This window comes from Lacinutrix sp. MEBiC02404 (assembly GCF_053601575.1).
Genome location: NZ_JBSHNV010000113.1, coordinates 62,447 through 78,357, shown reverse-complemented (window position 1 = coordinate 78,357; position 15,911 = coordinate 62,447). Strand labels below are relative to the sequence as shown.

The window sequence follows — 15,911 nt, the reverse complement described above, 5'->3', positions numbered from 1 at the left end:
GTAGGTCTAGGGTCTCCATAATTTTAAATATTTTTGGAGAGTAAATATAGAAATTGTTTCGCATTAAAAGCAATTTAACAGAAACAAGATATTAATAAAAGTACATGAAGTCTCAAGAAATTCGCTCAAAGTTTTTAAGTTTTTTTGAAGAAAAAAAGCATAGCATCGTGCAATCTGCACCAATCGTTTTAAAGGATGATCCAACATTAATGTTTGTCAATTCTGGAATGGCCCCTTTTAAAGAATACTTTTTAGGGAATGCAGAACCAAAAAATACTAGACTTACAGATAGTCAAAAATGTTTGCGTGTTTCTGGTAAACATAATGATTTAGAGGAGGTTGGTTATGATACCTATCATCACACACTTTTCGAAATGTTAGGGAATTGGTCTTTTGGGGATTACTTTAAAAAGGAAGCAATTGCTTGGGCTTGGGAGCTTTTAGTGGATGTTTACGGAATAGATAAAGATATTTTATACGTAACTGTTTTTGAAGGAACTGACGATGCAGATAACCTTCAAATGGATACGGAAGCTTATGATATTTGGAAACAATATATAGCGGAAGACCGTATTTTAAAAGGAAATAAAAAAGATAATTTCTGGGAAATGGGTGAGCAAGGACCTTGCGGACCTTGTAGTGAAATTCATGTAGATATTCGTTCTGCCGAAGAAAAAGCAAAAGTAGACGGTAAGTCTTTAATAAATATGGACCATCCGCAGGTAGTGGAAATATGGAATCTTGTATTTATGCAGTACAACCGAAAAGCAAACGGTTCGCTAGAGAATTTGCCAAACAAACATATTGATACAGGAATGGGGTTTGAGCGCCTTTGTATGGTGTTACAAAACGTGCAGTCTAATTATGATACCGATGTTTTTACACCAATAATTCGCGAAATAGAAACCATTACAGATAAAGATTATGGTAAAGACGAAAAAGTAGATGTTGCTATTCGTGTAATATCCGATCACGTTCGCGCAGTTGCATTTTCTATTGCAGACGGACAGCTACCAAGTAATACAGGTGCTGGTTATGTAATTCGTAGAATTTTACGTCGTGCTATTCGCTATGCCTTTACTTTTTTAGATAAAAAAGAACCGTTTATTTATAGATTGGTAGATGTTTTATCGAAAAAAATGGGAACTGCATTTCCGGAGTTAAAAGCGCAAAAACAACTTATTGAAAATGTAATTAAAGAGGAAGAAGCTTCGTTTTTAAGAACATTAGATCAAGGATTATTGTTGTTAGATAGAATTATTGAAACCACCAACGGAAAAGAAATTTTAGGAGCCAAAGTATTCGAATTAAAAGATACTTATGGTTTTCCTGAAGATTTAACCGATTTAATTTTACGCGAAAAAGGATATACCTATAATGTTTCCGAATTTAATGCGGAATTAAAAAAGCAAAAAGAAAGAGGTAGAGAATCTTCAGCATTAACCTCTGAAGATTGGACCGTTTTATTAGAAGATGCCGAACAAGAATTTGTTGGTTATGATACTTTAGAAACCAAAGTGAAAATTACACGATACAGAAAAGTTACTTCTAAAAAGGATGGCGAGATGTATCAATTAGTATTCAATTTAACACCATTCTATGCGGAAGGTGGTGGACAGGTAGGAGATAAAGGATATCTAGAAGATATAAATGGAGACGTGTCTTATATTGTTGATACCAAGAGAGAGAATAATGTAATCATTCATCTTACTAAAAACTTGCCAAAGCATTTAAAGGAGACTTTTAAGGCTGCTGTAGACGCAAAACAGCGTGGCAGAACAGAATGTAATCACACGGCAACACATTTATTGCACCAAGCTTTACGTGAGGTTTTAGGGGAGCATGTAGAACAAAAAGGTTCTGCGGTACACTCGAAGTATTTACGTTTCGATTTTTCCCATTTTTCTAAAGTTACAACAGAGGAGCTTCGGGATGTAGAAAATTTTGTCAATGCTAGAATTGATGGCAAATTGGCTTTGCAGGAAAATAGAAATGTGCCAATGGAAAAAGCGCTAGAAGAAGGAGCAATGGCTCTTTTTGGCGAAAAATACGGAGATACAGTGCGTACCATTCGTTTTGGACAATCTATGGAACTTTGTGGAGGAACGCACGTAAAGAATACCGCTGATATTTGGCATTTTAAAATAACTTCGGAAGGTGCAGTTGCATCTGGAATTCGTAGAATTGAAGCAATAACCAATGATGCGGTAAAAGATTTCTATTTTGAAAATAATAGATCTTATTTCGAAATGAAAGATTTATTGAATAATGCTAAAGAACCAGTAAAAGCATTACAGAATCTGCAAAGCGAGAATACCGATTTAAAAAAGCAAATCGAAAGCTTATTAAAAGATAAAGCTAAAAATATTATTGGCGATTTAAAAAACGAATTAACCGAAATAAACGGTATTCAGTTCTTGTCTAAAAAGTTAGATTTAGATGCAGGAGGAATTAAAGATGTTTGCTTTAAATTAGGAGAAAATCAGACTAATTTATTTTTATTATTCGCAACCGAACAAAACGGAAAGGCATTACTTTCGTGTTATATTTCTAAGGAACTAGTTGCAGAAAAAGGCTTGAATGCAGGAACGGTAGTTAGAGAACTTGGTAAACATATTCAAGGAGGTGGTGGCGGACAACCTTTCTTCGCAACCGCTGGAGGGAAAAATCCTGCAGGAATTGAAAAGGCGCTGAGTGAAGCAAAGAGTTATATGGAATAAAAGGTGCAGCACAAAAATTATTAGTGCTTCGGTATAGATTTCTCAAGAGATACTTACTGGTTTCAGGATGAGAGTTTTAATTTGAAGTTAAAGCCTCTCTGGGAATCTTTGTGGTCTCAGTGATTCTCTGTGAGCTAATTTTAAAAGAGTGTTTTTCCGAAAACCGGATAAATTTGTATCAAAATGAAACTACAAACACAAATACCACTAAAACAACAACAGCATAATCTTATCGATTATAACGCAAAACTCTTGTTGTTAGGTTCGTGTTTTTCAGAAAATATAGGTGATAAGGTTGGCTATTTTAAGTTTCGATCTAAAGTAAATCCTTTCGGAATTTTATTTCATCCAAAAGCGATTGAATACTTATTAGTAAATGCAAGTCAAGAAAAAGTGTATTCCGAAAAAGATATCTTTTTTCATAACGAACAATGGCATTGTTTTGACGCACATTCTAAATTAAGTAATGCGTCCAAAGAAAATTTACTAAGAGAATTAAATACTGCTATTGTATCCACAAACAAACAGATAACCGAAGCTACACACGTTATAATTACATTAGGAACCGCTTGGGTATACAAACATGTGAAAACTAAAAGTATTGTCGCTAATTGCCATAAAGTACCTCAAAAAGAGTTTACAAAAGAATTATTGGCTGTTCCCGAAATCGTAGCGTCACTTGAAAAGATTGTTGCAACCATTCTGCAGGTAAATACTAATGCTTCCATAATTTTTACAGTTTCTCCTGTTAGACATGTAAAAGATGGTTTTATAGAAAACACACAAAGCAAAGCACATTTAATTACAGCAATTCATCAAGTTCTAAATCAAAAATCATTAAGCAACAAGCAGCAATCTTTTTACTTTCCGTCTTTCGAAATTATGTTAGACGAACTTCGGGATTATCGTTTTTATAACGAAGATATGCTGCACCCAAATAAAACAGCGATACAATATATTTGGAATACGTTTCAGGAAGTCTGGATTTCTTCCGAAGCAAGTAAAACCATGCAAGAAATAGATAGCATCCAAAGAGGATTATTGCATAAGCCATTCCATCCAAAAGCAGAAGCACATCTTCAATTTATTGCAAAATTGGAAGAAAAAATCGAAAAGCTAAAAGTAAAATATGATTTTGTAAGTTTTTAATTACAAAAAGGGTAAGTGTTTACATATCATCTTTTTAATTCTCGTTTAGTCGAAAAAGTAGGAGTAGATAGTTAATTAGTGTTATATTTATAATGCTATTAATCAATTATATACTAAACATCAACCATAAACTTATTCATTTAAGTATTTATAGTTGATGTTTTTTTTATGTGTATTTTTGATATATGCGAAAAATAATTCAAGGTGTAATTATAGCACTTGTTGTGCTGTTTACCTTCAAATACTGTGTCGATAAAAAAGAAGACAAAATAGTACTTCAAGAAAGCTCTATGCTTATTCAGGAGCAAATTAAAAACGTCGGAAAACTAATTGTTACCGAAGGTCATTTTAGCGAAGTTTTCAATTATAAAAACTCTAAAGAGATTTTCGGACAATACTTTACTTCCGATAAAAAAGCACTTGTAGTAGTTAATGCCGATGTAACTATTGCTTACGATTTAAGTAAAATAGAATTTAAAGTAAACGAAGCAACCAAAACATTAACCATTATAAGTATTCCAAAAGAAGAAATTAAAATCAGTCCAGATTTTGAATATTATGATGTGCAATCCGAATTTTTAAACCCTTTCGAAGCACAAGATTATAACGCTATTAAAGAAACCGTAAAACAATCTTTAATGAAAAAAGTAGAAGCATCCGATTTAAAAACGAATGCTAAAAACAGACTAATTAGCGAATTGTCTAAATTTTATATTCTAACCAATTCTTTAGGTTGGACCTTAAAATACAACGAAACTACAATCCTAAAAGCGGAAGAATTTAATACTATAAAACGCTAGCCGCAAACAAGAGTAAGCTATAATCGTTTCCTTTCCACAGGAAAGGATTAAGGATAGAAATTTATAACTTCTTACTCAAACTTAACCAGCCGCCACCATTAATAGCTTCAATACCTTGTGCTTTTAAAATACTTGCTGCACTACCAGAACGCATACCGCTTGCACAACAGGTGATTACTGGTTTGTTAAGCTTTTTTATCTCGCTTATTTTTCCGGTTATCACTTGCAGTGGAATATTTTTAGACCCAGGAATCGCACCTTGGCTATATTCTCCTTTCGATCTAACGTCGATAATTATTGCGCCTCTAGATTGCAATTCTTTAATTTTATCATTTTTATTTCCAAATAATGAATCTAATAATCCCATAACTTATTTTTTTACAAATTACAGGTATCTTTTTATAAAGATTTGTAACAATAGTTACAAGTTATTTTTTTTATCTTCCTCAACAATATGAAAACAGAAACTAGAAAAGACGAAATAATTAAAACAGCAGCTAAACTTTTTAAAGAAAAAGGATATAGTGCGGTTACCATGCGCGATTTAGCAACAGCGATGGGAATGAAAGCCGCCAGTTTATATAATCATATAAGCTCGAAGCAAGAGATTCTTAAGATTATTATCATTTCCATAGCCGAAGATTTTACACATGGAATCGATGTTATTTATAATTCAGAAAGTAATAACTTAGGGAAACTAAGCCAAGTCATAGAACTTCACGTAAAAATAGCAACCAATAATACCTATGGAATGGCTTCCTTAAATAATGATTGGATGCATTTAGAAGGTCAACTCGATTATTATTTGTCCCTAAGAAATAAATATGAAGCTACTTTTTTAAAGATTATTAAAGAAGGTATTGCATCTTCAGAAATTAAAGCTGTCAATCCCGAAATTATAATGTTTACCATGCTTTCCACTTTGCGTTCCCTTTTTCTATGGATTCCTAAAAAGGAAGATCTTAACGCAAACGATTTAGCAAATAGCCTCAGTAGTATCCTAATTCAAGGAATTAACAAATAGTTATGAAATAATTTTGTAGATTTGTAGAGCAGACTAACAAGTGTTAGTTTTGAATAAGTAACAACTATGGGGCAATTTTATAAGCTTAAAATAAAGAATATATACAAAGAAACAGACGATTGTTCTGTTATCGATTTTCATGTTCCAGAGACACTTGAAAACGAATTCAAATTCCGTCAAGGGCAGCATTTAACACTAAAAGCAGATATTAATGGAGAAGATGTTCGTCGTTCGTATTCGCTATGTTCAGGTCCTTTAGATAAAGAATGGAAAGTCGCTGTAAAGGGAATTCCAGGAGGTAAATTTTCTACCTACGTTAATGCGGTTTTACAAACGGGTGACGAACTAGAAGTTATGTCGCCAAGCGGAAATTTTGGAGTTCCTGTAGAACCAGAAGCATCTAAAAATTATCTGTTTTTTGCAGCAGGAAGTGGTGTTACACCAGTTTTGTCTATGCTTAAAGCACATTTGTCTGCAGAATCAAATGCAACATGTAAACTGTTTTATGTAAATAAAACGGCAAAATCCATTATCTTTAAAGAAGAACTAGAGCAACTTCGAAATATGTATTTCGGAAGACTAGAAATCTATTACTTTTTAACCAAAGAACGTAGAGATATAGCGTTGTTTAATGGACGATTCGACGATGATAAAATGAAAGTACTTACAAAGACTTTTATCGATGTTCCAGATACCAATGAAGTTTTCTTATGCGGACCAGAAAAAATGGTAAACTACGTAAGCGACTATCTAATAGAAGCTGGATTACCAAAAGAATTAGTGCATTTTGAGTTGTTTGTCACCGGACTTTCAGACGAAGATATTAAAAGAGCAGAACGTCTAGCAAAACAAAATGTAGAAGGTATTGAAGTAACGATTGTAGATGGCGGAAAAGAATTTTCTTTCACCATGACCAAAGATTACGATAACATTCTCGATGCAGCTTTAGGTGCAGGAGCAGATTTGCCATTTGCATGTAAAGGAGGCGTTTGTAGCACCTGCAAATGCGAAGTAAAAGAAGGCGCAGTCGAAATGAAAGTAAATTACGCATTAAGCGATAAAGAAGTAGCTCAAAATCTGGTGTTAAGCTGTCAAGCAGTACCAACAACAGATCGAGTAATAGTCGATTTTGATGTGTAATAAATTCCTGCAAGGTTTTAAAAACCTTGTAGGTATAAAAATATAAATTTTGGCGTTACACTACTTCGCAAAAGCTACGTAGTGTCAGGCTTTCGGCAGTCGCTCTTTTCAAGGAGCTCCAACAAAGCCTCAATCCTTAACGCGCCAACAGCTAAAGCCCAACAGCCAACAGCTAATAAAAATAAGTTTCACTAGCTAAAAGCCAAGAGCTAATAGCCAAAAGCTAAGAACTATGAGTGAAGAACAAATAAAAAACCTAGAAACGCAATTCGAAGCACGTATTGCAAGAGACGAGAAAATCGAACCAAAAGATTGGATGCCAGAAAAATATCGCAAAACGCATATTAGGCAAATGTCGCAACATGCACATTCCGAAATTGTAGGTATGCTTCCAGAAGGAAACTGGATTACAAGAGCACCTTCCTTACGTCGTAAAGTTGCCTTGTTGGCAAAAGTACAAGACGAAGCAGGACACGGTTTATATTTATATTCTGCTTGCGAAACCTTAGGTGTTTCTCGAGAAGAGTTATACGAGCAATTACACTCCGGAAAAGCAAAGTACTCCTCCATTTTTAACTACCCAACAGTAACTTGGGCAGATATGGGAGCTGTAGGTTGGTTAGTAGATGGTGCAGCAATTATAAATCAAGTGCCTTTATGTAATACTTCTTACGGACCATACGCAAGAGCAATGGTTCGCGTATGTAAAGAAGAAAGTTTTCACCAACGTCAAGGTTATGAAATCATGATAAAATTGGCTAACGGATCACCAGAACAAAAAGAATTAGCGCAAGACGCTTTAAATCGTTGGTGGTGGCCAAGTCTTATGATGTTAGGTCCTACAGATGCAGAATCTATCCACACCGAACAATCCATGAAATGGAAATTAAAACGTAAGTCTAATGATGATTTACGTCAGCAATTTATAGATCAAACCGTACCGCAAGCAGAATTAATCGGACTCACCATTCCAGATCCAGATTTAAAATGGAACGAAGAAAAAGGGAATTACGATTTCGGTGCAATTAATTGGGACGAGTTTTGGCAAGTTGTAAAAGGACATGGGCCATGTAATAAAGAACGTATGAAAGCACGAGTTGGTGCTTGGGAAGAAGGAGAATGGGTTCGTGATGCAGCGATGGCTTACGCAGAAAAAAAACAAGAAAGAAAACAAAAACAAGCAGTTTAAATTTCATTGTCAGTTCGATTGAAATTGCATTTTAGCAATTTTGTATCGAGAACAACAAGAAAGAAAAGGAAAACAAGCAATTTAAATTTCATTGTCAGTTCGAGTGAAATTGCATTTTAGCAATTTTGTATCGAGAACAAGATGAAAAATAATTATTTAAAATTTCTTCCCTTTTTTTAAGGGAAGGTGGATTTAATTCCAATAAAAGGAATTAAAGACGGAAGGGTATGTCTCCTTGAGGGGACTTTAGGGGTGTTAAAAAAGAATCCCTCTAAGCATTAAAATACGCTGGAAGACTTTCATTTTGGAAAGGCCCTTCAAACGAAGAAACAAGCAATTTAATTATCCTGCAAGGTTTTAAAAACCTAGTAGGTATTTATAAAAAAATATAAATTATGTCTGATAAAAAAAACTGGCCACTTTGGGAGGTCTTCGTAAGAAGTAAAAACGGATTAGAACATCGTCACTGTGGAAGTTTACACGCAGCAGATGAAGATATGGCTTTAGAAAATGCACGCGACGTGTACACAAGAAGAAGTGAAGGTGTGAGTATTTGGGTAGTAGAATCTAAAAATATTACAGCTTCTAATCCAGAGAATAATGGCGAAATGTTTGAGCCAGCTCACGATAAAGTGTATCGTCATCCAACATTTTATGTTTTACCAGACGAGGTGAAACACATGTAAAATTCCTGCGAAGGCAGGAATCTCATAAATTGAAACTAATTGTCACTTCGAGTGATTCCGATTTTTTATCGGAATTGTATCGAGAAGTAATTAAATAGATATCCACTTTCGTGGGCACTTAAAATGAAAAACGAAAACTTATACAAATACATTCTAGGTATAGCAGATAATTCTCTAATTCTCGGACAAAGATTAGGGGCATTAACAGGTCATGGACCAAGCCTAGAAACAGATATCGCTTGTACAAATATGTCTTTAGATTTATTCGGACAAGTAAGAAGCTATTACCAATATGCGGCAAAAATTGCAGGCGATAATAGAACCGAAGATGATATTGCAATGCTACGTAAAGAAAGAGAATATGTAAATGTATTGTTGGTAGAACAACCAAATACAGATTTTGCATATACTATGGCACGTCAGTTTTTATTCGATGTTTATCACTTATTGTTTTTAAAAGAATTAGAAAAAAGTAAGGATTTAACTTTGTCCGCAATCGCAACAAAATCGATTAAAGAAGTAAGTTATCATTTGCGTTTTTCTTCCGATTGGATAAAGCGTTTAGGAGATGGAACGGAAGTAAGTCATCAGAAAATGCAAGATGCTATGGATGATTTGTGGACCTATACAGACGAGTTATTTCATCAAACCGAAGCAGATAAAGCAATGGTTCAAGAAGGAATAGGTGTAGATGTTACTGCTTTAAAAGATGCGTATTATGAAAAAGTAAATGCCGTTTTAGAAGAAGCAACTTTGCAAACTCCAGAATCGAAATGGTTTCAAAAAGGAGGGAAAGAAGGAATTCATACAGAGCATTTAGGATATTTATTAGCAGAGCTTCAATACATGCAACGTACATTTCCAAATATGGAGTGGTAGTAAATGTTTGTGTAGGGAGCAATCTCATAAATTAAAACAAAATGTCACTTCGAGTGATTTGTGAAGCATGAACAAATTGTATCGAGAAGCAATAAAATAAAAGTCACCCCGAGCGCAGTCGAGAGGTCTCAAAAATTATGACAACAACAGAACAAATCATAGACGAAATCTTAATTCCAATCCTAGAACAAGTCTCCGATCCTGAAATTCCAGTATTGTCAATTATGGATATGGGTGTTGTTCGTACAGCGGTTATAGAAAACGATATGGTGAAAGTCCAAATAACACCAACCTATAGCGGTTGTCCAGCAATGGATGTTATTGGAGATGATATTAAAGCAGCGCTAAAAGCAGCAGGATACCATTCTGAAATAGAATTAATTCTTGCACCAGCTTGGACAACCGATTGGATTACACCAAGAGGTAGAAAAGCATTAGAAGATTATGGTATTGCAGCACCTTTAAACGCAGAAGCAGATAAAGATGTATTGCTAAATGGGAAACGATTAGTAAAGTGTACCAATTGTGGTTCCACAAATACAAGATTAGTAAGTCAGTTTGGTTCCACAGCATGCAAGGCGCAATTTCAGTGTGATGATTGCCAAGAACCATTTGATTACTTTAAATGTTTAAAATAGTAAAACAGACCTGTCAGGTTTTTAAAACTTGACAGGTCTAAAAGAATATAATATGAGCAAAAGCATACAACTCAAAATAGAAAATAAAGTAGCATACATAACGCTAAACAGACCAGAAGTCTTCAATAGTTTCAACCGTGAAATGGCATTTTTACTTCATGATACTTTAGATGCTTGTGAAGCAAACGAAGACGTAAGAGCAATCGTTCTTACAGGAAACGGGAAAGCATTTTGTGCTGGTCAAGATTTAAAGGAAGTTACAGATCCAGATTTAAACCCAGGATTTAAAAAAATATTAGAAGAACATTACAATCCGATAATCACTAGAATAAGAAACATTAAAAAACCGGTAATCGCTGCGGTTAACGGAGTAGCAGCAGGAGCAGGAGCAAACATCGCTTTGGCTTGCGATATTGTTGTAGCACATGAAAAAGTAAGTTTTATTCAAGCTTTTAGCTTGATTGGCTTAGTTCCAGATAGTGCTGGGACATTCTTTTTACCAAGGCTAATCGGATTTCAAAAAGCACTAGCATTAGCCATGTTAGGTGATAAAATTTCCGCAGAAGAAGCAGAAAAAATGGGAATGATTTATAAAATGATTCCTTTAGAAAGTTTTGAAGAAGACGTAAATAAGCTGGCTTTAAAACTAGCAAACATGCCAACCAAAGCACTTGGTATGATTAAAGAACTATTCAATAAATCAATGACTAACGATTTAGAAGCGCAATTGGCTTTAGAATCTAAATTACAAATAGAAGCTGCACAAAGCAATGATTATGCGGAAGGCGTTGCTGCATTTATTGAAAAACGTAAACCAGAATTCAAAGGCAATTAAAAATTGGCTTTGTTCCGAACTAGTTTCGGGATCTCATCAAAATAAGTAATCAGTTTTGTCATTCCGCACTTGATGCGGAATCCATAATAAAAGAAGAATATGAACATAGGAATCATAGGAGGAGGAACCATGGGAAGCGGCATCGCGCAAGTGGCTGCAACTTCTGGTTGTACAGTAAAGTTATACGATACCAATCAAGCGGCTTTAGATAAAGCAAAAGCAAGTTTGGAGAAAATATTATTGCGTTTAATTGAAAAAGGAAGAATAGATACTTCCGAAAAAGAAAGAATTCAAGCAAACATCTCTTACGTAAGCAATCTAAAAGATTTAGCAGATTCTAATCTTACCATTGAAGCCATTATTGAAAACCTAGAGATCAAGAAAAAAGTATTTTCAGAATTGGAAAGCTATGTTGCAGACGATTGTATTATTGCATCCAATACTTCCAGCTTATCCATAGCATCCATAGCAGCTTCGCTTAAAAAACCGGAACGCTGCGTAGGAATTCACTTTTTCAATCCAGCGCCTTTAATGAAATTGGTGGAGGTAATTCCTGCCATTCAAACTTCAAAAGAAGTACTTGAAAAATCCATACAAACTATTTCCAACTGGAAAAAAGTAGTAGCCGTCGCTAAAGACACACCAGGTTTTATAGTAAATAGAGTCGCAAGACCTTTTTACGGAGAGGCTCTAAGAATATACGAAGAAGGATTGGCCGATTTTGCAACTATTGATAATAGTTTAAAATCTTTAGGTGGTTTCAGAATGGGGCCATTCGAATTGATGGATTTCATTGGTAATGATGTGAATTATACTGTTACCGAAACTGTTTTTACAGCCTTTTATTTCGATCCAAGGTACAAGCCTTCATTTACGCAAAAACGTTTTTCAGAAGCAGGTTATTTAGGTCGTAAATCAGGAAAAGGATATTACGATTATGCCGAAGGAGCTGTAAAACCAGATCCAACAGAAGATGTAACATTATCACAAACTATTTTCGATCGTGTTTTAGTTATGCTAATTAATGAAGCTGCAGACGCACTATTTTTAAGCATAGCATCCGCAGAAGATATCGATATCGCAATGACCAAAGGAGTTAACTACCCGAAAGGATTATTAGCTTGGGCAGACGAAAAAAGTATCCATTGGTGTGTGTCAAAATTAGACGAGTTATACAACGAATACCACGAAGATAGATACCGTTGTAGTCCGTTATTACGAAAAATGTACAGAGAAAATAAAACATTTTTCTAATTTTTTATTGTCCCCTGGAAGGGACTTTAGGGATGTACTAGAGAAATGAAAAATAATTAATAAGATTCCCGTTTTGATGGGTGATACATATGAAACCAGAACAAATTCCACATAAAATGCTATCCCAAGATGCCTATAGTCAATGGCTAGGAATAGAAATTCTAGAATGTGAAATCGGACGATGTAAAGTAGCGATGACCATTAGAAAAGAAATGCTAAACAGTATGAAAAAAGCACATGGCGGAATAAGCTATTCTTTAGCAGATACCGCTTTCGGATTTGCAGCAAATACCCACGGTAAATATGCGGTTTCCATAGAAACAAGTATTAACCATATTGAAGCATTAAATGAAGGAGATTATCTAACAGCAGAATCTGTAATAGAAACGGTAAAGAATAGATTAGGCTTTAATATTATAGAAGTGAAACGTGGAGACGAACTAGTAGCTCTTTTTAAAGGAGTGGTGTATAGAACACAAAAAGATTGGGAATAAAAACAAACAAAATATTAAATTGTTTAAAGTATGAAATGGCAAGGTAGAAGGCAAAGTGGAAATCTTGAAGACCAACGTGGTAAGAGCAATAAAGGTAAATTAGTAGCAGGTGGTGGAGTAATTGCTGTGGTGGTTATTCTTTTACAACTTTTTGGAGGAGAAACAGGACAGCAAATAGCACCATTAATAGAACAAGTAGCAAATAGCCAGACTACACAACAAGTAGAACAACGCGAATTAACCAATGAGGAAAAAGTCATGGGTGATTTTATGGGTACCGTTTTAGCAGATACCGAAGATGTTTGGAATGCTATTTTTAGAGAATATAATTTAGGGGATTATAAAGAACCAAAAATGGTATTGTTTACAAATGCGGTTTCTACAGCTTGTGGAAGCGCAACTTCTGCTTCCGGACCTTTTTATTGTCCTGGCGATCAAAAATTATATATGGATTTAGCTTTTTTCGATGAACTAAAAACGCGATTCGGAGCTAAAGGTGGTGATTTTGCTATCGCTTATGTGACAGCGCATGAAATTGGGCATCACATACAAACATTACTAGGTACATCATCAAAAGTAAGACAATTACAACAACAAGGTGGTCCAGTTCAAGCTAATAAATTATCGGTAGCGCAAGAATTACAGGCCGATTTTTATGCAGGAGTTTGGGCGCATCATAATAAAAAATATTTACAGGCTGGAGATATTGAAGAAGCAATGAGTGCTGCCAATGCAGTTGGTGACGATGCGATTCAAAAACGAATGAGCGGAAGCGTCAATTCAGACAGTTTCACACACGGTACATCCGAGCAACGTATGGAGTGGTTTATGAAAGGCTATAACACAGGAGATATTAGAAATGGAGATACCTTTTCTGCACTTATAAATTAAATTTCTGCGCAGGCAGGAATCTCTTAGTGTAAATAAAATAAACTTTGGCTAAGATAAAAAACATAACAAGTACCGGCGTTAGGGATTGAAACGATATCCTTTTTTATGTCAGTTCGAGTGAAATTGCTTTTTCAGCAATTTTGTATCGAGAACAAGAAAAAAAGATATAGTGGATAGTGCGACCTTTAGATAACGCCAAAAAAGAATAAGAATAAAAAGTAAATAAAATATTAATTTGAAATAGAAGTTTCATTTTTCGACTTCCCTTTCAATTTCAATTTCATAAAATGGAAGCATATATAATAGACGGCATTAGAACACCAATAGGAAACTACAAAGGCACATTATCTGCTGTGAGAACAGACGATTTGGGTGCATTAGTGATTTCAGAAATCGTAAAACGTAATCCAAGTATTCCAAAAGAAGCATACGACGATGTGATTATGGGTTGCGCAAATCAGGCGGGAGAAGATAATCGTAACGTTGCGAGAATGTCTTCTCTTTTAGCAGGATTGCCATTTACCGTTCCTGGTGAAACCGTAAACCGATTATGCAGCTCTGGCTTATCGGCAATCATTCACGCAAATCGTGCAATAAAAGCAGGAGACGGAGATGTCTTTATTTCTGGTGGTGTAGAGAACATGACTCGCGGACCGTACGTAATGGCAAAACCATCAACCGCATTTGGAGGCGATTCTAAAATGTACGATTCTACTTTCGGATGGCGTTTTATCAACCCTAAAATGCAACAAATGTATGGTATAGATAGCATGGGAATGACGGCTGAAAATCTAGTAGAAAAATATAATATCTCTAGAGAAGACCAAGATAAGTTCGCACTTTGGAGTCAGCAAAAAGCAACCAAAGCACAAGAAAACGGTCGACTAGCAAAAGAAATAGTTACTGTCGAAATTCCGCAACGTAAAAAAGATCCCATACAATTTTCAAAAGATGAGTTTGTAAAACCAACATCTTCTTTAGAAATCTTAGGAAAACTAAGAGCCGCATTCAAAAAAGAAGGTGGAAGCGTAACTGCAGGGAATTCTTCAGGATTGAATGATGGAGCAGCAGCAACCATTATCGCTTCGGCAGATGCTGTAAAAAAATATAATTTAAAACCATTAGCAAGAATCGTGAGTTCTGCAGTGGTTGGTGTAGAACCAAGAATTATGGGAATTGGTCCTGTACAAGCTTCCAATAAAGCATTAGAAAAAGCAGGATTGACCATGGAAGACATGGATATTATCGAGCTTAACGAAGCCTTCGCTGCGCAAGCATTAGCGTGTATTCGCGCTTGGGGACTTGCCGATAACGACCCGAGAATAAATCCAAATGGAGGTGCAATTGCTATTGGTCATCCGCTTGGTGTTACAGGAGCAAGAGTTGCTTTTTCTGCAGCTTTAGAATTAAAACAACAGAACAAAAAATATGCGTTGATCACGATGTGTATTGGTGTCGGACAAGGATATGCAGCGATTATTGAAAATGTGAATTTGTAAAATAGTTTGGGCGTTACCACAAGGGTCGCGCTTTCACTACTCGCTCTTTTTGAGAAAATCAAAAAGGAGCTCAAACAAGCCGTTCAATCGCTAACGCAAACCCACTCGAATGAAAATAACCGCATAGGTTTTTTACACTTTTGAGGTTTAGAAAAAAGTTGTCCTGCGAGGTTTTGAAAACCTTGTAGGTATTTTAATAAAATTAGGAATATGAGTGTAAAAAGAACAGGTGTTATTTTATATGTTAAAGCGTATAAGGAATGTGTTCATTTTTATACCAAATTTTTAAACCTTTCGATATTATTTCAGAAGGAAGATTTAATTTGTTTTGATTTCTTCGGAACCTATTTAATGATTGAAAAAGAAGATAGATTAGATTATCTAGAAGACAATTCAGAAAAGAAAAATGATACTTGTCTACGGATAAATGTAGCAGATGTAACAGCGGTTTCCGATAGATTAAAAAAACAAAATATCGAAGTAGATTACCAAGAACATACTTGGGGAAAAGTAGCAAAATTTAAAGATCCAGATGGAAATTTAATTGCTTTTAAAGATGAGGATAGTTTTGCAAAACAAATAGAAGATTACAAATCTATCCAGGATTCAAAAACCTGGTAGGTAAAAAAATATAATTATAAAGTCACTTCGAATGATTCCGGTTTTTTCTATCGGAATGGTATCGAGAAGACATAAAAATAGTTTCCCGTTTG

Annotated in this window: 16 protein-coding genes; 15 read left to right on the top strand and 1 reads right to left on the bottom strand. The window is 35.0% G+C overall.

From position 1 onward, the window contains the following. The first annotated feature begins 104 nt into the window (after positions 1–104). From alaS to ACVCXO_RS02615, 3 genes are all read left to right on the top strand, one after another. Positions 105–2,720, top strand: coding sequence for an alanine--tRNA ligase (alaS, locus tag ACVCXO_RS02625; protein ID WP_452228044.1), 2,616 nt, complete (start codon positions 105–107; stop codon positions 2,718–2,720). Positions 2,721–2,903: 183 nt separating this feature from the next. Beyond that, on the top strand, positions 2,904–3,869 hold the full coding sequence (locus ACVCXO_RS02620; RefSeq protein ID WP_452228043.1) for a GSCFA domain-containing protein: 966 nt from the start codon (positions 2,904–2,906) through the stop codon (positions 3,867–3,869). A 185-nt stretch (positions 3,870–4,054) separates the two neighbouring features. Continuing rightward, positions 4,055–4,669 carry a DUF4230 domain-containing protein gene (locus ACVCXO_RS02615; protein ID WP_452228042.1) on the top strand — a complete coding sequence of 205 codons (615 nt, stop codon included), beginning with the start codon at positions 4,055–4,057 and terminating at the stop codon, positions 4,667–4,669. A 61-nt stretch (positions 4,670–4,730) separates the two neighbouring features. Here ACVCXO_RS02615 and ACVCXO_RS02610 read toward each other — a convergent pair whose 3' ends face one another. Beyond that, positions 4,731–5,036, bottom strand: coding sequence for a rhodanese-like domain-containing protein (locus ACVCXO_RS02610; RefSeq protein ID WP_452228041.1), 306 nt, complete (start codon positions 5,034–5,036; stop codon positions 4,731–4,733). Positions 5,037–5,123: 87 nt separating this feature from the next. Between ACVCXO_RS02610 and ACVCXO_RS02605 the strand changes: the two genes are divergently transcribed. The 12 genes from ACVCXO_RS02605 to ACVCXO_RS02550 all read left to right on the top strand — a co-directional run bounded on the left by ACVCXO_RS02605 (position 5,124) and on the right by ACVCXO_RS02550 (position 15,819). Further along, complete coding sequence (locus ACVCXO_RS02605; protein ID WP_452228040.1) at positions 5,124–5,693, top strand: TetR/AcrR family transcriptional regulator; 570 nt, start codon at positions 5,124–5,126, stop codon at positions 5,691–5,693. Between the two features lie 66 nt (positions 5,694–5,759). Continuing rightward, positions 5,760–6,833: a 2Fe-2S iron-sulfur cluster-binding protein gene (locus ACVCXO_RS02600; RefSeq protein WP_452228039.1), complete on the top strand. Its 1,074-nt coding sequence runs from the start codon at positions 5,760–5,762 to the stop codon at positions 6,831–6,833. Between the two features lie 232 nt (positions 6,834–7,065). Continuing rightward, entirely contained in the window at positions 7,066–8,022 is a 957-nt protein-coding gene (paaA, locus tag ACVCXO_RS02595; protein WP_452228038.1) for a 1,2-phenylacetyl-CoA epoxidase subunit PaaA, read from the top strand. Positions 8,023–8,417: 395 nt separating this feature from the next. Then, entirely contained in the window at positions 8,418–8,708 is a 291-nt protein-coding gene (paaB, locus tag ACVCXO_RS02590) for a 1,2-phenylacetyl-CoA epoxidase subunit PaaB (protein ID WP_452228037.1), read from the top strand. A 123-nt stretch (positions 8,709–8,831) separates the two neighbouring features. Then, positions 8,832–9,587, top strand: a complete 756-nt coding sequence (gene paaC / locus ACVCXO_RS02585) for a 1,2-phenylacetyl-CoA epoxidase subunit PaaC (RefSeq protein WP_452228036.1) — start codon at positions 8,832–8,834, stop codon at positions 9,585–9,587. A 137-nt stretch (positions 9,588–9,724) separates the two neighbouring features. Beyond that, entirely contained in the window at positions 9,725–10,225 is a 501-nt protein-coding gene (gene paaD, locus ACVCXO_RS02580) for a 1,2-phenylacetyl-CoA epoxidase subunit PaaD (protein WP_452228035.1), read from the top strand. A 52-nt stretch (positions 10,226–10,277) separates the two neighbouring features. Beyond that, positions 10,278–11,060, top strand: a complete 783-nt coding sequence (locus ACVCXO_RS02575) for an enoyl-CoA hydratase-related protein (RefSeq protein ID WP_452228034.1) — start codon at positions 10,278–10,280, stop codon at positions 11,058–11,060. A 99-nt stretch (positions 11,061–11,159) separates the two neighbouring features. Beyond that, positions 11,160–12,314 (top strand): 3-hydroxyacyl-CoA dehydrogenase NAD-binding domain-containing protein, encoded by a 1,155-nt coding sequence (locus tag ACVCXO_RS02570; RefSeq protein ID WP_452228033.1) that lies wholly within the window; start codon positions 11,160–11,162, stop codon positions 12,312–12,314. Positions 12,315–12,403: 89 nt separating this feature from the next. After that, positions 12,404–12,808, top strand: a complete 405-nt coding sequence (locus ACVCXO_RS02565; RefSeq protein WP_452228032.1) for a hotdog fold thioesterase — start codon at positions 12,404–12,406, stop codon at positions 12,806–12,808. A gap of 30 nt (positions 12,809–12,838) precedes the next feature. Then, positions 12,839–13,699, top strand: coding sequence for a KPN_02809 family neutral zinc metallopeptidase (gene ypfJ, locus ACVCXO_RS02560; protein ID WP_452228031.1), 861 nt, complete (start codon positions 12,839–12,841; stop codon positions 13,697–13,699). Positions 13,700–13,986: 287 nt separating this feature from the next. After that, positions 13,987–15,198: a 3-oxoadipyl-CoA thiolase gene (pcaF, locus tag ACVCXO_RS02555; protein ID WP_452228030.1), complete on the top strand. Its 1,212-nt coding sequence runs from the start codon at positions 13,987–13,989 to the stop codon at positions 15,196–15,198. A 210-nt stretch (positions 15,199–15,408) separates the two neighbouring features. After that, complete coding sequence (locus ACVCXO_RS02550; protein WP_452228029.1) at positions 15,409–15,819, top strand: VOC family protein; 411 nt, start codon at positions 15,409–15,411, stop codon at positions 15,817–15,819. Positions 15,820–15,911 lie beyond the last annotated feature (92 nt).